This window comes from Rhizobium sp. BR 317 (assembly GCF_047445835.1).
Taxonomy (GTDB): Bacteria; Pseudomonadota; Alphaproteobacteria; order Rhizobiales; family Rhizobiaceae; genus Rhizobium; species Rhizobium paranaense.
Genome location: NZ_JARWLB010000001.1, coordinates 164,416 through 180,934 on the forward strand (window position 1 = coordinate 164,416; position 16,519 = coordinate 180,934).

Sequence of the window (16,519 nt, forward strand, 5' to 3'; positions counted from 1 at the left end):
CCAAGGTGTCATGATGAGGACAGCCGACGACCGTCAAAAAACACCTGACCATGTCACAATCAGCCCCCTACCTTGTCATGTCCTTCGCAACACCATTTTCGAAGGAGAAAACAATGATCCGCCAGCGTATCGCAATCGTCTATCATAGCGGCTACGGGCATACGGGCCGTCAGGCCGAAGCCGTGACGGCGGGTGTTGAGCAGGTCGAGGGGATGGAGGCCCTTCTGCTGAGTGTGGACAAGGTGGAGCGCCACTGGGATGATCTCAATGCGGCGCAGGCGATCATCTTTGGGTCGCCGACCTATATGGGCTCAGTCTCCGCGTCGTTCAAAGCTTTCCAGGAGGCAACATCGCATGCCGTTCTCGCCAGCGGCTATCTGTGGAAGGACAAGATCGCGGCTGGCTTCACCACCTCCGGGTCACGATCCGGTGACAAGCTTTCGACGTTGATTCAGATGATGATCTTTGCGGCGCAGCACGGAATGCATTGGGTCGGCCTCGATCTTCCGCCGGCGAACTGCTCCTCAACCGGCTCCGAAGAGGACATGAACCGTCTCGGTTTCTGGCTCGGTGCGGCGGCACAGGCGAACACGGATGAAGGCCCGGAGACCGCGCCGCCAGCATCCGATCTCGCGACTGCGCGCTATCTTGGGCGGCGTGTGGCGTTGTGACGACGCTGCAGTTCGTTCGTGGCCGCCAAGCCGCCCCGCTCCAATACGCTCTTGCCGCCCATGACTGAGGCGCCTTCCGATCCGATCTTTTCCGAACAGCGCCCGCGCCTCGTCCGGCTTGCCTATAGGATGCTCGGATCCGTCGCGGACGCGGAGGATATCGTGCAGAATGCTTGGCTGCGCTGGCTTGGGACCGATCATGCCTCCGTTCGCGAACCGGCGGCATTCCTTCGGACCATCGTCACCAGGCTTTGTCTGAACGAGTTGAAATCCGCTCGCCGTCGCCGGGAGTCCTATGTGGGGTCCTGGCTGCCCGAACCGATCTTCGATCCGGAGGACGGCGATGCGGCCGATGACATAACCTTGCCCCTGATGCTAGCGCTGGAGCGTCTTTCACCTCTGGAGCGTGCCGCCTTTCTCCTGCATGACGTGTTCGGCATGGATTTCGACGACGTCTCCTCAGCAATCGGTCGCGAAGCTGCCACTTGCCGCAAGCTTGCAAGCCGGGCGAGGGCGCATGTCGCTGAGGCCCGGCCTCGTTTTGCCGTCGACAAGGAGCAGGGGCTCAAGCTTGCCACCGCCTTCTTCACTGCGTCGAGAACGGGAGACATGGCAGCCCTTCAAGCCTTGCTTTCCGAGGATGTCGTTGTCTATGCCGACGGTGGCGGCAAGGTGGCGACGTCGCGGCGGCCACACATCGGGCTCACAGCCGTCATGCTGCTTCATGAGCAGTTGGCACGAATTTTCCGGGCGCAACCCTCACAACTGATCCACTATACCGTCATCGATGGCTTACCAGGTTTCGTAACGGTGGAAGGCGGCAATGTCGTGCAGACGACCGCGCTGCACATAGAGCAGAAAAAGGTCGTTGCCATCTACTGCACGCGCAATCCGGACAAGCTGCGGCATGCTATCGGCGCGATGCCACACTGATAGTTGGCGATATCTATCACGACAAAATACTGATGCGTCTTGAGACAGGCGCCTGAAAGAACTGCCCCCAAATATGCCGAGTGCAATAGCAATCCGATCGCGTCTGTCGCGATCCGGGGAAGCCATCAGTGGACTGGAAATACACTCAGCGCCACTACTTCAGCTTAGCCAATTTTAGTCATTCATTAACCATAATCTTCAGAAATATCCGTTTCCGCTTAAATCCGATCGCAAATTCGACAACATGCAATCATGATTAAAGTACCGTTAGGTGATTGAGGCGTAGCAGGAAACCGGTTGAGGGATATGCCGGTGCATGCCTTGCCATAGTAATTTGATTAACGGCGTGGGACAGATGAAATTCGAGAATCGTGCGGTGACATACGCAACGGGTATGCGTTGGTTTGCTCTCTCTCTGATGTGCGCCACCGTTTCCGCCTGCGGAACCTCCCAGCAGGTTGCGACGAAGCGTCAGCACGGCAAAGAATATTTCTCTGAAAAAGAATACGGCGTTAAGGCGAGCCCGCGGGTTGCCTTCAACGGACCGATCCCGAAGGGCGGCGGCCGGTTCATGGTCGGCAATCCCTACCAGGTCAAGGGCCAGTGGTATTATCCCAAGGAAGACTATGCCTATAACAAGGTCGGTATCGCTTCCTGGTATGGCTCGGCCTTTCACGGACGCCTGACCGCAAACGGCGAGGTCTACGACCAGCAGGCGCTCACCGCCGCGCATCCGACCTTTCCGCTGCCGAGCTATGCGCGCGTCACCAACGTCGAAACCGGTTCCTCCATCATCGTGCGTGTGAACGATCGCGGGCCTTATCATCCTGGCCGCATCATCGATCTTTCCAATAAGACGGCGCAGATGCTCGACCTTCAACACAGCGGCACCGGCGACGTGCGCGTGCAATATGTCGGCCGCGCCCGCATGGACGGCCATGACGACCCCTATCTGATGGCCTCCTACATTCCGAAGGGCTCGCGCCTGCCGAGCATCAATCCCGGCGGCCAGATCGCAACGGGCGTGATGGTCGCTTCGAATGGCGGCATTACCGCCGATCAACTGCCTGATTCCGATAGTGTCCGCCGACCGAACCGCCAGCAGCGCAGCTTCAACACCGCGCCATCGCTCGCGCCGATCCTGCGGCAGTCGCCTTATTCCGCGACCGCCTTTGCCGGCTCGACGCCGACCTCCTACAACGGTAACAAGCGCAACAATCCGCCGCCGATGACCTGGAACGGCGGCGCCATGCCGTCGGTTGATCCCGTCGAGCCGACGATGGTCGTTCTGCCGCAGATCGGCCCCGTTCCCTATGAGCGTCCGGATTTCGCACCGGGCATGGCGAGCCTCGATGCGCCGTCGTCACTCGCTGCCTATCAGGACGCACCGGTCAAGACAGTCTATGTCGATCTCGCTTTCGATGCTGTCATGGTGCGCAATGACGGGCTGACGCAGGAATCGATCCTCTCCGCCTATCACCGTCAGCATCAAGCTCAAACGCAAGTCGAATGATCGGCGTCATTGCCTGAATCTTCACCCCTGGCTAATATGATTTTGGGGTCGATCGGATTGGGGAGCCGGCATGCTAAGACGCCTCTTTTTCGCGTTTTCCTTCTTCCTTATCGGAATTGAGTGCCTGCCAGCCGTCGCGCAACAGGCACCGGCGCCCGCTTTCGACACCAAGGCCGCACAGGCCTTCATGATCGAAGCCTCCACCGGCACGATCCTGCTCGCCAAGGATGAGAATCAACCGATTTCCCCGGCCTCGCTTGCCAAGCTGATGACCCTCGATGTTATCTTCGATGCTGTCGGGCGAGGGGAGATTTCGCTCGATACGGAATATCCCGTTTCCGAAAATGCCTGGCGCAAGGGTGGCGCACCGTCGCGCGCATCGACCATGTTCGCAGCGCTGAAATCGCGCGTGCGTGTCGGCGACCTGATCCAGGGTGTCGCCGTGCAGCAGGCCAATGACGGCTGCATGATCCTTGCCGAAGGCATTTCCGTGAATGAAACGGAATTCGCCCGGCGCATGACGGCGCATGCGCGCGAGATCGGCATGCCGAAAGCGGTCTTCACCAATTCCACCGGTCTTCCGGATCCTGACGATCCCAATGGCGGCAGCAAGGTCTCCGTACACGAACTGGTGACGCTGGCGCAGGACCTGCAGCAGAAACACGCCGATCTCTACAAATACCTCGGCCAGGCGGATTTTACCTGGAACAGGATCTACCAGCGCAACCGCAATCCGCTGCTCTTGCTGAATATCGGCGTCGACGGCCTCGGCACCGGCTTTACGGAGGGCGAGGGCTATTCGATCGTCGCTTCCATCCAGCGCGACGGCCGGCGGCTGTTCCTGGCGCTTGGCGGCCTGAAATCGGACAAGGAACGCACCGAGGAAACCCGCCGCGTGCTGGAATGGGGCCTCAGCAACTTCAAGAGCCAGCGCATCTTTGCCGATGGCGAGGTGATCGGCGATGCCAGCGTCTATGGTGGCGCGCAGTCGACGGTCGGCCTGCTCGCCAAGGTCCCGGTCGATGTCTATGTGCCGCTCAACAATCCCGACCGCCTGTCGGCCCGCATCGTCTATCGCTGGCCGCTGACGGCGCCCGTCGCAGCCGGCTACGAAGCGGGCACGCTTCGCGTCTTTTCCGGCGCGCGGCTGTTGCGCGAATTGCCGCTCTATACAAAAGATGCAGTCGCCCAGGGGACGCTCAGCAGCCGCGCCTTCGATGCCTTCATGGAGCTGACGGAATCGCTGCTGTTCTCCTGGCTTTGGGACACGCCGACGCCGACTTGATTGTTTCCCGTCCTGTGAAATCCCTTGTTTACAGCCTATATAGAATGTCAGGCTCGGATAGTTTGCGTGGTTTCGCCGGCGAACATCTTGGGTTAAACAGGGCACAGGTCACGCTACGGCAAAAATGCGGAAAACAAGTGCAGGACATGATCATTGGCTGATGCAACCGGATTGTTCGTGAGCTTTGAAGGCGGGGAAGGGGCAGGCAAATCGACCCAGATTCGCCGCCTGGCGGAACGGTTGCGCGGGCTCGGTCATGACGTGCTGGTGACGCGGGAACCGGGCGGCTCGCCGGGTGCGGAGGCGGTGCGGCATGTCCTGCTTTCGGGTGCAGCGGAAATGTTCGGCACGCGCATGGAGGCGATCCTGTTTGCCGCCGCGCGCAACGATCACGTCGAAGAGGTCATCCGCCCTGCGCTCGCGCGCGGTACGATCGTACTTTGCGATCGCTTCATGGATTCCTCGCGCGTCTATCAAGGCGTTACCGGCAATCTCGAACCTGATTTCATCGAGGCTCTGCAACGCGTCGCGGTCAACGGCGTGGTGCCGGACTGCACGCTGATCCTTGATATTCCCGCCAAGATCGGCCTGGAGCGTGCCCGCAAGCGTGCTTCGGCAAGCGCTGCACCGGATCGTTTCGAGAAAGAGGAAATGCAGACGCATGAGAAGCGCCGCGAGGCCTTTCTCGACATAGCAGCGCGCGACCCCGGCCGCTGTCACGTCATCGATGCGCAGCGCTCCGAAAATGACATTGCCGATGAAATTGCCAGCATCGTCGAAGAGCGGCTGACATCAGCAGACGGTATGCCAGCCGTCAGACCGGAAGTGGCGCAATGAGCGAAGAGCGGCCAGGCGTTCTCGACGGTGCGATTGCGCCGCAGGATAACACGCGTCTCTTCGGCCATGAGGAGGCCGAAGCCTTCCTGGCGCAATCCTATCGCTCGGGCAAGGGTCACCATGCCGTTCTGATCGAGGGATCGGAAGGCATCGGCAAGGCAACGCTCGCCTTTCGCTTTGCCAATCATGTCCTGTCTTACCCCGATCCTGCCACGGCGCCCGAGACGATCGGCGACCCAGACCCGGCTTCCGCTATCAGCCGGCAGATTTCCGGCGGAGCCTCGCACAACCTGCTGCATCTTGCCCGTCCGGTCGACGACAAGACCGGCAAGGTAAAGTCCGCGATCACCGTTGATGAGGTGCGCCGTGCCGGCAAGTTCTTTTCACAGACCTCCGGCACCGGCAATTGGCGCATCGTCATCATCGATCCGGCCGACGATCTCAATCGCAGCGCTGCCAATGCCATCTTGAAGATCCTCGAGGAGCCGCCGAAGCGGGCGCTGTTCCTGGTACTGTCGCATGCGCCGGGCAAGCTGCTGCCGACCATCCGCTCGCGCTGCCTACCGCTAAAACTGGCGCCGCTGAGCGACGATGCTTTGGGGAAGGCGCTGGCACATCTCGGTATTGGCTTGTCACCGGGGCAGGGCGCGGATTTGCTTGCTGCGGCCAAGGGGAGCGTCAGCGAAGCCCTGAAATTGCTGAACTATGGCGGCGGCGAGATCGTCGCGGCCTATGAGCAGGTCATCTCGACGGATGGTCCTGCGGCACGCCGGGCAATGCATCGCCTCGCCGACGCCCTTTCGGCGAAGGAAAGCGACACGATCTTCGGCTTCTTCGTGTCCCATATCGGCGACGACATCATGGCCCGGGCGAGGGCGGCTGCTCTGGAGGGACACCTCACCGTGGCCGAAAGACTTGCCCGGCTCTATGCCGATGTCACCGAGCGGCTTACCGTATCACAGGCTTATAACCTCGACCGCAAGCAAACGATCATCACTATTCTCGGCGATCTGAAGCAGCAGCTTTCCGCTTAAGGAAAGAGTAGTTTCCAGGCAACGATCATCAAGGTGACGGCTAGAACCATCCGGATCAGCCGCTCGTGCAGGCGCGGCGCCAGCAGGCTGCCTGCGACGATGCCGGGAATCGAGCCAAGCAGCAGTGCGAACAACATCGTCCAGTTGATCTCGCCGATGAACCAGTAGCCCATGCCGCCGATCAAGGTCAGCGGCACGGCGTGGACGATGTCCGAGCCGACGATCTCGCGCACATCGAGGTGCGGATAGAGCACCAGCAGCACGGTGACGCCGAGCGCGCCGGCGCCGACGGATGTCATGGTGACGAGCGTGCCGAGCATAAGACCAAGGACGAGCGTCAGCAGCGCGACGGTGCGGGGCGTCAGCGTCCCGCGCTCGCCCCGCCATTTCCGGATAGCGCTCAGCACCTGGCCGCGAAAGATCAGCATCAATGACGTCAGAAACAGGAGACAGCCCAGGGACACGGTGATCGCATGGGCAACCGCTGGGCTCTCGCGATTGACGCCAGCCATGATCCACAGCATCGCGAGCGCAGCGGGCACGCTTCCCGAGGCGAGCAAGCCCACTACTTTCCAGTTCACCCGCCCGTGAATGCCGTGAACCGCAGTGCCGGCGGTCTTGGTGATCGCGGCATAAAGAAGATCGGTTCCAACGGCAGTAGCCGGATGCACGCCGAACAACAGGACCAGCAACGGCGTCATCAACGACCCGCCGCCGACACCGGTGATGCCCACCAGCATGCCGACGAAGAAGCCGGAAAAAGAATAGAGGGGTTGGAACGACGCAGGAAAACTCAAAGCCACGGCCCTTTCAAGCCGTTGGACGGGCTGCTAAAAATGAAAATGGAATTCACGACGGCCCCTGTCCTGCTCTTTGGTTTTCTGAAGGGGTAAAGCCGAGGTGAGATCGAGTCAAGCGAGAGACGCCCACAAAGCAAGGAATGCTGCGTGCGCGAAACTTGATGTTTCGCTCCCGGCAAACATGCGCTAAAGCGAGCGAGAGCAAGAATAACAATGACGAAACCGTAAACCGGACCATTGCCTGATATGACCGAAAAGACCCCGTTCTACATCACCACCGCGATCGCTTACCCCAACGGCAAGCCGCATATCGGCCATGCCTACGAGCTGATTGCCACCGACGCCATGGCGCGTTTCCAGCGGCTGGACGGGCGTGATGTGTTTTTCCTGACCGGCACGGACGAACACGGCCAGAAGATGCAGCAGACGGCGCGCGCCGAAGGCCTGACGCCGCAGCAGCTAGCCGATCGCAATTCCGATGAATTCCAGGCGATGGGCAAGCTGCTGAACGCGTCCAACGACGACTTCATCCGCACCACACAGGCCCGCCACCACGAGACCTCGCAGAACATCTGGAACCTGATGGCCGACGCCGGCGACATCTACAAGGATTCCTATGCGGGCTGGTATTCGGTGCGGGACGAAGCCTATTACCAGGAAAACGAAACCGAGCTGCGCGCCGACGGCGTGCGCTATGGGCCTCAAGGCACGCCGGTCGAATGGGTGCAGGAGGAAAGCTATTTCTTCAAGCTCTCGGAATACCAGGACCGCTTGCTGAAGCACTACGAGGAGAACCCGGATTTCATCGGGCCGGCCGAACGCCGCAATGAGGTGATCTCTTTCGTCAAATCAGGCCTCAAAGACCTGTCGATCTCGCGTACGACGTTCGACTGGGGCATCAAGGTCCCGAACGACCCGGCTCACGTCATGTATGTCTGGGTCGATGCGCTGACGAACTACATCACGGCGACCGGCTATATCGAGGACCGGAACAATCCGCGGGCGAAATACTGGCCGGCCGATGTTCACATCATCGGCAAGGACATCATCAGATTCCACGCCGTCTACTGGCCGGCTTTCCTGATGTCAGCGAAGCTGCCGCTACCGAAGCGCGTCTATGCCCATGGCTTCCTGCTCAACAAGGGCGAGAAGATGTCGAAGTCGCTCGGCAATGTCGTCGATCCGGTCAATCTGGTGAACCATTTCGGCCTCGACCAGGTGCGCTATTTCTTCCTGCGCGAAGTTTCCTTCGGCCAGGACGGCAGCTACAGCGAAGAGGCGATCGGCACGCGCATCAACTCCGATCTCGCCAACGGTATCGGCAATCTCGCCAGCCGCTCGCTGTCGATGATCGTCAAGAATTGCGACGGCAAGATCCCGGAATGCGGAGAGCTGACCGACGAGGACAAGGCATTGCTGGCGCAGGCCGATGCACTGCTGGCGTCGACCCGCGAAGACATGGGCAAGCAGCTCATCCATCGCGCTCTGGCTTCGATCATCGCCGTCGTCTCCGAAAGCGACCGCTATTTCGCTGGCCAGGAGCCGTGGGCGCTGAAGAAGACCGATCCGGCCCGCATGGCGACCGTGCTCTACGTCACCGCCGATGTCGTGCGCCAGATCGGCATTCTCCTGCAGTCCTTCATGCCAGAGTCTTCGGCCAAGCTGCTGGATCTGATCGCCATTCCTGCCGATAAGCGCGATTTCGCCGCACTCGGCGAGGCCGGACGTCTTGTTGCCGGAACGCCGCTAGAAGCCCCGAAACCGGTCTTCCCGCGCTACGTCGCGCCGACTGCCGAATAAGGTTTTCCATGCTGATCGATACGCATTGCCATCTGGATTTTGCCGACTTCGAGGAGGAACGCGACGCGATCGTTGCGCGCGCCCATGAGGTTGGCGTCAAGCAGATGGTCACCATCTCGACCAAGGTCAGGAAGCTCGATGGATTGCTGGCACTCACCGAGCGCTATCCGTCGGTTTTCTGCTCGGTCGGCACGCATCCGAACAGCGCCGATCAGGAGCTGGATATCCAGACGGAAGATCTCGTGCGGCTGGCCAAGCAGCACGAGAAGATCATCGCGATTGGCGAGGCGGGGCTGGACTATTTCTACGACACCGTGAAACCGGAAGATCAGAAGACCGGCTTCCTGCGTCACATCGCGGCTGCGCGCGAAACGCAATTGCCGCTGGTCATTCACAGCCGCAGCGCCGACGAGGACATGGCCGCGATCCTGACCGACGAAACAGGGAAGGGGGCCTTCCCCTTCATCCTGCATTGTTTCTCCTCCGGCCCGGCCCTCGCCCGCACCGGCGTCGAGCTTGGCGGCTATATTTCCTTCTCCGGCATTCTCACCTTCCCGAAATCCGAGGAGTTGCGCGAGATCGCCAAGACGATCCCGCATGACCGGCTGCTGGTCGAGACCGATGCGCCGTATCTCGCGCCCAAACGCTGGCGCGGCAAGCGCAATGAGCCGTCCTATGTCGTCAATACAGCCGAGGTGCTGGCGGATACGATCGGCGTCAGCATGGACGAGATCGCTGCGGTCACCACCGAGAATGCGTTCCGCTGCTTCTCCCGGATGACGAGGGTCTGACGGCGTGACCCATCGGCGGCGCTTCACCATATTGGGCTGCTCGTCGTCGCCGGGCGTGCCGCGCATCACCGGCGATTGGGGCGCTTGCGATCCGAAGAATCCGAAAAACCGGCGTACGCGTGCTGCTTTCATGATTGAGCAGATCGCGCCGGATGGCGGCGTTACCACTGTCGTCATCGATACCGGGCCGGATTTTCGCGAGCAGATGATCCGTGCCGGCGTCGGCTCCATCGACGCAGTGCTCTATACGCACGCCCACGCTGACCATATCCACGGCCTGGACGACCTGCGCGGCTTCTTCCACAATTCTCATGAGCGCATTCCGATCTATGCCGATCAGCCGACCATGGACCGCATCAGTGAGGGTTTTGGCTATTGCCTGGAGACGCCGCCAGGCAGCAACTATCCGCCGATCGTGCGGCCGATCATCATTGAAAGCCTGGACAAAAGCTTCACGGTCGAAGGGCCGGGCGGCCCGATCACCTTCTGGCCGCACAAGCAGCAGCACGGCGACATCCACTCGCTTGGCTTTCGCATCGGCAACCTTGCTTATTGTAGCGATATCAGTGACTTCCCGGCGGAATCTGTCGAGAGAGTTCAAAACCTCGACGTCCTGATCATCGATGCGCTTCAATACCGGCCACACCCGAGCCATCTCTCGCTGGAGCAATCGCTTGCCTGGATCGAACGGCTGCAGCCACGGCACGCGATCCTGACGCATATGCACACACCGCTCGACTATGCGACCGTGCTTGCTGAAACACCCGACAATGTCGAGCCGGCCTACGATCAAATGCGGATCGAACTCGATGTGGAGGATGATGATCTATGAGCGAGGACAGCAAGAAGCTTTCAAGCCTGGAGCGCGTCGAACTGGCAGCTCGCGATCTCGGCCTCGACATCGTCATCAAACGCATGGAGCAATCGACCCGCACGGCGGAAGAAGCTGCCAATGCGGCCGGCTGCGCTGTTGGCCAGATCGTCAAATCGCTGGTCTTCGTCAATGCAGAGACTCACGGCCTGACGCTGCTTCTTGTTTCCGGCGCCCACAATGCCGATACAGCATATATCGCGACCACTTACGGACTGCGCCTGAAGCGCGCTGACATCGACCGGGTTCGCGACGAAACCGGCTTCGCCATCGGCGGCGTCGGACCGATCGGCCATCGTGTGAAACTACCGGTTTTTATCGACGAAAGCCTGTTGAGCTACGACCAAGTGTGGTGCGCAGCAGGACGGCCGGACAGCATCTTTGCTTGCGATCCAAAAACCTTGGCGGAGAAGACTGGAGCCCAGATTATCCGCGTAAAGGCGGTTTGAGGCGAGCTTAGCTTGCCTCCTTCACATGGATTTTAGTTCCATAATCTATCTTATGTGACTTTCAGATGTGGCGGGGTACATTCTATTTCCAAGTGCGACATGCTAATGATTTCAATGGCTTCACTTTAGCGATTTTGGCATGTCTTGATGTTATTCGCAGCCAACCCTCGCCGATCGCCGGACGTTCGTAGATTGATTGAGCAGCTACGGTAACGGCAGGTCGGAACTTCAGTCGCTTGGCAGACCGCTTATGCTTCCAAGGCCATAACGACAATCCAGGCCTGCCATTTGGCGCCGGGGATTTTCAGCAGCGGCATGTCGATCTGCTTGCCGACCGCCCGGATCGCGGCGCCGAGCGGGCTTCTGCGAAACGGAATGGAGGCAAGCGTAGCAAGCGCAAAGAATTCCAAATCGCAATTCGAGAAATGTTTGCGCACGATCTCGAAGTCGGATTTCAACAATGGGTGTTCGTCGACGGTGCGCGCCGTGGGCGTCCAATTGCGATAGAGATTGATCACAGGGTTATGGCCGAGTGGCTCAAAGAAGAAGGCCTTGCCGCCCGGGCGCAGCACGCGTCGGACTTCGCCAAGCGCTTTTTCCAGGACGAGATGGTGCAGGATACCGCTACCGAAGACGACGTCGAAACCCGCTGATGGCAGATTCATGTTCTCCGCATTGTCGACCTGGAACGTCACGTTGCTGATTCCACGGCGAACCGCCGCATTCGTGGCCTGCTGAACAGCGACATCCGAAATGTCGATACCGGTGATCCGCTTGGCGAAACGAGCGAGACCGATGCTGCTCATACCGTTTGAGCATCCGTATTCCAGTACTTCTCTTCCCGGGCAAGCGGCCCTGGCCAGCCGCCAATAGGCGTCCATAGCGGGCTGGGCGGCGAAATAGAACGAGTCCTGCTTGCGTTCTTCAACAGCACCAAAGCGTTCATTGTGAAAGTCGCGCTCACGCGTCAAACGCGCATCATGGGTCATCCCGGTTTCCTCCCAGCTTGACCTAATGCGTCCAGGTATTTCCAAGGTCCTTAAGGGGCATCAGACCAGTTGCAGCCAACGGTAGATGGATCCTTGGTATTTGGAGGATAACACAACTAGAACCAGATATCCCAGCCCGTTGTGCATTCATTGTACGGCGTTGATCCTATCGGGGCGCCATAAGCGCAGTGAAATGAAGGGGTTCCACAGTCAATATAAGACCGCACATTTGTACGAGGGAACCCGATCCCCTACCCTCCAAGATAGGCATTTCGAGCCTTTTTTCGCCCATTGATTGTCAACCGCCGCAAGAAATTCAGAGGATTTGCGGCGGCACGGCGCCATGCTTATCGAGCGGCGCGTGCGAGCCCGTGCGCCACAAGCCGGTCGATGGTTTCAGCGTAGCTGACGCCGCTCGCTGCCATGGCTTTGGAATACATGCTGATATCGGTAAATCCAGGGATCGTGTTCAGCTCGTTGATGAGAAACTGCATGTCCGCGGTCAGGAAGAAATCAACGCGCGCCATGCCATCGCAGCCAACGGCCCGAAAAGCCCTGCCAGCCATCTCACGGATCCGGCGCTCGAGCTCCTCCGGCAGCTCGGCCGGCACTTTCAAAGCCGCACCTTTCTCGTCGATATACTTTGCGTCGTAGCTGTAGAAACCGTGGCTTTCCGCCGGCACGATTTCGCCGGGACGCGAAACGAAGAGATTGCCTGCCGTATCCTCGAGCACACTGCACTCGATCTCGCGGCCGCGGATGAACTCCTCCGCAAGCAGCTTGCGGTCATGCTTGAAGCCTTCAACCAGCGCCGCTTCATACTCGCCGGCCGTCGTAACCTTGCTGACGCCAACAGAGGACCCCTGCCGCGCCGGTTTGATGAAGACGGGTAGCCCGAGGCTGCGTTCCAGATCAGCGAAGGAGGGCCGGCTGTCTTCTAGAATGGTGACGGAATGCGCTGTCGCCAGCCCCACCTCCTTCAGGAGCCGCTTGGCGATGTCCTTGTCCAGAGCTGCGGCAGAGCCGAGAATGCCGCAGCCCACCAGCGGCACACGGGCGACTTCCGCAAGTCCCTGGGCCGAACCATCCTCGCCATGCGGTCCATGCAGGACAGGAAACAGGATATCGATCTTCGGCATTTCGTAGGCGCTGTCGGCGGCCGGAAGCGCAATCATTCGTCCGCGTCCACCGGGCACAAGGCAAACCTCCGTCCCGCTCTCCGGCGTCGATAGTTTGCCGTCTTCGAAGGAGCTCAAGAGCCACTTGCCCTCGCGGGTGACGAAGATAGGCACGGCATCATATTTGGCGGGCTGCAGAGCACGCATGACATTCGTCCCAGACAGCACCGAGACTGCGTGCTCGGCGGAGCGCCCGCCGAAAAGCAAGGCGATGCGCAGTTTCGAGGATGCTGCGGCGTCTGTCATAAATGTTCTCCGGAATGGTTCGGGTTGCGAGAGGCGAAAGACGACCGCAATGCCGTGGCTGGCGAAAATGCGGTGGAAGTGGCAGGCCGCATCGTCATCACCGATGTTTCCGGCTGAAGTACGGCAAAATCCGCCCCTTGCCGTCCGTCGCGTGCCGGATCAAACGCCATTCCAGTCGTTGCCGAATATTCCGGTCACCCCGCCATGCCCGACGGACGTAGGGCTGGCGGGATCCCGAGTCATTGGCCGGCTACTTCAAGCTTTCTCGGCGCCGAAGCTCGGCCTCGGACGGGTCCTTAAGGGCAAAGGAACCGGTCTTGATATCGCCGGCCGGCTGATAAGTTGCCATGATGACGCCGCTCGGAAAGGATTGGGAGCGGATGAGTTTCAGCGCGGCCGGAACCGTTCCTTCGCCGAAAAGCTTTTTGCCCTTGCCGAGCAGCAGAGGGAAGATCAGCACGGTGTATTCATCGATCAATCCGTGGCGAAGCAAGGTCTGAATGAGATCGCTGCTCCCCTGGATCAGAAGATCCGGCCCCTCGCCTTTCTTAAGCTCGGTCAGCGCTGCCGGAACGTCAGTGCCGAGTGATCGACTGTTATTCCAGTCAAGTGCGGTGTCGCCGCGGGTCGCAACATATTTTGTGACCTTGTTGAACAACACGGCGATGGGATCGTCTTCGCCGGCATAGGGCCAATGTGCGGCAAAAATGTCGTAGGTCTTGCGGCCAAGCAGCAGATCGAACGGCTTGTCGAATATCTGATCCAAGGCCGCACCTGTTGCTTCGTCGAAATAGTGGAACGTCCAGCCGCCGAACTGGAATCCGCCGCCGGTTGGATCTTCTTCCGGAGCGCCCGGCGCCTGCATGACGCCGTCGAGGCTGACGAATGTGGCTGCGATGATCCTGCGCATGATGTTCTCCTTGGATTTGGGTTTGTCGATCCGAGGACGTTTCTCCTCGGGTGAAACCGACAGGAGCTTGGAATTTTGTCTGAAACTCTTCGTCGGCAATCCCTGCCGCGCTAGCCCCATGTCCGAGCGCAAATTCGCGGCGCCGCGGCATAGCCGAACACCCTCATCACCGAACACGCAATCTAACGCCCAGGTGGCACTTGTGACCAATTGACTCTTGAATGACGGGCTGGAATCGGCGACATTCGTCCTACCAATGTTCCCTTTGCGATCCGAACCCGATTTCGGGCCCGCCTCGTTCAAAAATGCCTGGATAAGAGCGTGAGCAGCGATTCATCAAGAAGCGCGGCGAAGCCATTGGCTTCGTTGGCGCATGTCAATGCGGCTGGTTGGGGTCGAGGTCTCTCCACCATCGTGCGGATCACGCATATGACGCTACGCCATCCCTGGCAAACCGGTCTGGCGATCGGCTCGACGTTCGTTGCGGCGACGCTTCAGCTCCTGATCCCACGCCTGCTCGGCCGTGCAGTAGACCAGACGCAAACGGTGATTGCCGGCGGCGCGGCCGGCCAGCTCGCGGAAAACGCGCTGGTGACCACCGCTTTGCTTCTGCTGGTCGTCAGCATCATGCGTGGCCTTTTCACGATGGTGCAGAACTATTACAGCGAATCTGTCGGGCACCATATGGGCTATGAGTTGCGGCTCGCTTGCTACGAAAAGATCCAGCAGCTCTCCTTCAGCTTCCACGACAAGGTGCATTCGGGCGATCTCATCACCGTCGGCCTTTTGGATCTCGAAGGCGTGCGCATGTATTTTTCGACGGCGCTGGTACGCATGATACTGCTCACCATGCTGATCGGCGTTGGCGCCTATATGCTGCTGTCGACGGATGTCCTGCTTGGGCTTCTGGCACTGAGCTTCGTGCCCTTCGTTGCCTGGCGCTCCTCCGTGACGCAGCTAAGATTGCGTGCGACCTGGCTCGACCTCCAGGAACGGCTTTCGGTGCTGACCCGCGTGATGGAAGAGAACCTTGGCGGCATTCGCGTCGTGCGCGCGTTCGCCGCACAGGCCCATGAACTGATGAAGTTCGACAGGGCGTCGCACAATGCGCTTACCCTCGCCCACAAACGCGTCGGCATCCGCGTCGCCAATACCAGCGCCATGAACTTTTCCTTTTTCGCAGCCATGGGCCTCATATTGTGGGTCGGCGGCAGCAAGGTGATTGCGGGCGAGATTAGCGTCGGTACCCTCGCCTCATTCCTGACCTTCATGACCATTCTGCAGATGCCGGTGCGCCAGCTCGGCCTGATGGTCAACGCATTTGCCCGCGCTTCGACCTGCGGGTCGCGGCTGTTCGCTCTGCTCGACCTCGACATCGCCATCAAGGATGCTCCGGACGCCAAGCCGCTTGTCGTCAAGGACGGCGTTCTGCGCTTCGAAAATGTCGGCTTCACCTATCCCGGCCCGGAAAAGCGCCCCGTCCTCAGGAATATCAGCTTCGAGGCGCGGCGCGGCGAGACGATCGGCATCGTCGGCCCACCCGGCAGCGGCAAATCCACCATTGCCCACCTGATTCCGCGCTTCTATGACGTCACATCCGGCCGCATCACTATCGATGGCCAGGACATCCGCAAGGCGACGCTGCAATCGCTGCGCCAGTCGGTTGCCGTCGTGCAGCAGGACTCCTTCCTGTTCACCACCAGCATCGAAAACAATATCGCCTATGGCGATCCCTGGGCGAAGGAACAGCGCATCGAGCGCGCCGCCGAATCCGCACAACTGCACAACTATATTCTCGGCCTGCCGGCCGGCTATACCACCGTCGTCGGCGAACGCGGCGTGTCGCTTTCCGGTGGCCAACGCCAGCGTTTGACGATCGCGCGTACGCTGATGCTGAAGCCGGCAGTGATGGTGTTCGACGATTCCACCGCGGCGATCGACGCGGCAACCGAGCAACGCATCCGCAGCGCCATGAAGCGTTTTGCCCGCGACCGGGTGACCCTCATTGTCGCCCATCGGCTGAGCTCGCTGATGCATGCCGACCAGATCCTGTTTATCGAAGACGGTGAGATTGTCGAGCGCGGAACCCATGAGCAGCTTTTGGCCGCCGGGGGACGGTACAAGGCGCTGTACGACCTGCAGGTTCGCCCGGACGACGACGACGCGAAAGTGTCTAGCGACAGGGTCGCCGAGGCGAAAAGGAAGGCCTGAC

14 protein-coding genes and 1 pseudogene are annotated in these 16,519 nt (G+C 60.0%); 11 read left to right on the top strand and 4 right to left on the bottom strand.

The genetic code is table 11. The annotated features are described in order from the left end of the window. The first annotated feature begins 113 nt into the window (after nucleotides 1-113). The 6 genes and pseudogenes from QD357_RS00805 to QD357_RS00830 all read left to right on the top strand — a co-directional run bounded on the left by QD357_RS00805 (nucleotide 114) and on the right by QD357_RS00830 (nucleotide 6,273). Nucleotides 114-739: pseudogene (locus QD357_RS00805) on the top strand (flavodoxin family protein). Next, complete coding sequence (locus QD357_RS00810) at nucleotides 732-1,604, top strand: sigma-70 family RNA polymerase sigma factor (protein ID WP_107108149.1); 873 nt, start codon at nucleotides 732-734, stop codon at nucleotides 1,602-1,604. Before QD357_RS00805 ends, QD357_RS00810 begins: the two are co-directional and overlap by 8 nt. Nucleotides 1,605-1,959: 355 nt before the next feature. Next, nucleotides 1,960-3,117: a septal ring lytic transglycosylase RlpA family protein gene (locus QD357_RS00815; protein WP_107108028.1), complete on the top strand. Its 1,158-nt coding sequence runs from the start codon at nucleotides 1,960-1,962 to the stop codon at nucleotides 3,115-3,117. Nucleotides 3,118-3,187: 70 nt separating this feature from the next. After that, the gene (locus tag QD357_RS00820) at nucleotides 3,188-4,402 is read left to right on the top strand and encodes a D-alanyl-D-alanine carboxypeptidase family protein (protein ID WP_107108027.1); all 1,215 of its coding nucleotides are present in this window, start codon (nucleotides 3,188-3,190) and stop codon (nucleotides 4,400-4,402) included. Nucleotides 4,403-4,555: 153 nt separating this feature from the next. After that, the gene (gene tmk, locus QD357_RS00825) at nucleotides 4,556-5,239 is read left to right on the top strand and encodes a dTMP kinase (protein WP_107108026.1); all 684 of its coding nucleotides are present in this window, start codon (nucleotides 4,556-4,558) and stop codon (nucleotides 5,237-5,239) included. Then, on the top strand, nucleotides 5,236-6,273 hold the full coding sequence (locus QD357_RS00830; protein WP_107108025.1) for a DNA polymerase III subunit delta': 1,038 nt from the start codon (nucleotides 5,236-5,238) through the stop codon (nucleotides 6,271-6,273). Before tmk ends, QD357_RS00830 begins: the two co-directional genes overlap by 4 nt. Here QD357_RS00830 and QD357_RS00835 read toward each other — a convergent pair. Continuing rightward, the gene (locus QD357_RS00835) at nucleotides 6,270-7,013 is read right to left on the bottom strand and encodes a sulfite exporter TauE/SafE family protein (RefSeq protein WP_414124012.1); all 744 of its coding nucleotides are present in this window, start codon (nucleotides 7,011-7,013) and stop codon (nucleotides 6,270-6,272) included. The two genes, QD357_RS00830 and QD357_RS00835, sit on opposite strands and share 4 nt — an antisense overlap. Nucleotides 7,014-7,319: 306 nt before the next feature. Here QD357_RS00835 and metG point away from each other — a divergent pair, with 306 nt between their 5' ends. Genes metG through QD357_RS00855 form a run of 4 tightly spaced genes read left to right on the top strand, consistent with a single transcriptional unit; the run spans nucleotide 7,320 to nucleotide 10,984 of the window. After that, nucleotides 7,320-8,873 (top strand): methionine--tRNA ligase, encoded by a 1,554-nt coding sequence (gene metG, locus QD357_RS00840; protein WP_107108024.1) that lies wholly within the window; start codon nucleotides 7,320-7,322, stop codon nucleotides 8,871-8,873. A gap of 8 nt (nucleotides 8,874-8,881) precedes the next feature. Beyond that, nucleotides 8,882-9,664 carry a TatD family hydrolase gene (locus tag QD357_RS00845; RefSeq protein WP_107108023.1) on the top strand — a complete coding sequence of 261 codons (783 nt, stop codon included), beginning with the start codon at nucleotides 8,882-8,884 and terminating at the stop codon, nucleotides 9,662-9,664. Between the two features lie 4 nt (nucleotides 9,665-9,668). Beyond that, nucleotides 9,669-10,496: an MBL fold metallo-hydrolase gene (locus QD357_RS00850; protein ID WP_107108022.1), complete on the top strand. Its 828-nt coding sequence runs from the start codon at nucleotides 9,669-9,671 to the stop codon at nucleotides 10,494-10,496. Further along, on the top strand, nucleotides 10,493-10,984 hold the full coding sequence (locus QD357_RS00855; protein WP_107108021.1) for a YbaK/EbsC family protein: 492 nt from the start codon (nucleotides 10,493-10,495) through the stop codon (nucleotides 10,982-10,984). The genes QD357_RS00850 and QD357_RS00855 overlap by 4 nt, the downstream gene beginning before the upstream one ends. A 248-nt stretch (nucleotides 10,985-11,232) precedes the next feature. Here QD357_RS00855 and QD357_RS00860 read toward each other — a convergent pair whose 3' ends face one another. From QD357_RS00860 to QD357_RS00870, 3 genes are all read right to left on the bottom strand, one after another. Further along, nucleotides 11,233-11,973, bottom strand: coding sequence for a class I SAM-dependent methyltransferase (locus QD357_RS00860; RefSeq protein ID WP_107108020.1), 741 nt, complete (start codon nucleotides 11,971-11,973; stop codon nucleotides 11,233-11,235). A gap of 347 nt (nucleotides 11,974-12,320) precedes the next feature. Beyond that, on the bottom strand, nucleotides 12,321-13,397 hold the full coding sequence (locus tag QD357_RS00865; RefSeq protein ID WP_107108019.1) for a D-alanine--D-alanine ligase family protein: 1,077 nt from the start codon (nucleotides 13,395-13,397) through the stop codon (nucleotides 12,321-12,323). A 250-nt stretch (nucleotides 13,398-13,647) separates the two neighbouring features. Next, nucleotides 13,648-14,307, bottom strand: coding sequence for a dihydrofolate reductase family protein (locus QD357_RS00870; protein ID WP_107108018.1), 660 nt, complete (start codon nucleotides 14,305-14,307; stop codon nucleotides 13,648-13,650). A 321-nt stretch (nucleotides 14,308-14,628) separates the two neighbouring features. On the opposite strand from QD357_RS00870, the gene QD357_RS00875 reads away from it, so the two are divergent. Beyond that, nucleotides 14,629-16,518 carry an ABC transporter ATP-binding protein gene (locus QD357_RS00875; protein ID WP_107108017.1) on the top strand — a complete coding sequence of 630 codons (1,890 nt, stop codon included), beginning with the start codon at nucleotides 14,629-14,631 and terminating at the stop codon, nucleotides 16,516-16,518. Nucleotide 16,519 lies beyond the last annotated feature (1 nt).

Coding starts and splice junctions, on each gene's coding strand:
- QD357_RS00810 (WP_107108149.1), top strand. CDS start 732: ATGACTGAGGCGCCTTCCGATCCGATCTTTTCCGAACAGCGCCCGCGC.
- QD357_RS00815 (WP_107108028.1), top strand. CDS start 1,960: ATGAAATTCGAGAATCGTGCGGTGACATACGCAACGGGTATGCGTTGG.
- QD357_RS00820 (WP_107108027.1), top strand. CDS start 3,188: ATGCTAAGACGCCTCTTTTTCGCGTTTTCCTTCTTCCTTATCGGAATT.
- QD357_RS00830 (WP_107108025.1), top strand. CDS start 5,236: ATGAGCGAAGAGCGGCCAGGCGTTCTCGACGGTGCGATTGCGCCGCAG.
- QD357_RS00835 (WP_414124012.1), bottom strand. CDS start 7,013: ATGCTGGTGGGCATCACCGGTGTCGGCGGCGGGTCGTTGATGACGCCG.
- metG (WP_107108024.1), top strand. CDS start 7,320: ATGACCGAAAAGACCCCGTTCTACATCACCACCGCGATCGCTTACCCC.
- QD357_RS00845 (WP_107108023.1), top strand. CDS start 8,882: ATGCTGATCGATACGCATTGCCATCTGGATTTTGCCGACTTCGAGGAG.
- QD357_RS00855 (WP_107108021.1), top strand. CDS start 10,493: ATGAGCGAGGACAGCAAGAAGCTTTCAAGCCTGGAGCGCGTCGAACTG.
- QD357_RS00860 (WP_107108020.1), bottom strand. CDS start 11,973: ATGACCCATGATGCGCGTTTGACGCGTGAGCGCGACTTTCACAATGAA.
- QD357_RS00865 (WP_107108019.1), bottom strand. CDS start 13,397: ATGACAGACGCCGCAGCATCCTCGAAACTGCGCATCGCCTTGCTTTTC.
- QD357_RS00870 (WP_107108018.1), bottom strand. CDS start 14,307: ATGCGCAGGATCATCGCAGCCACATTCGTCAGCCTCGACGGCGTCATG.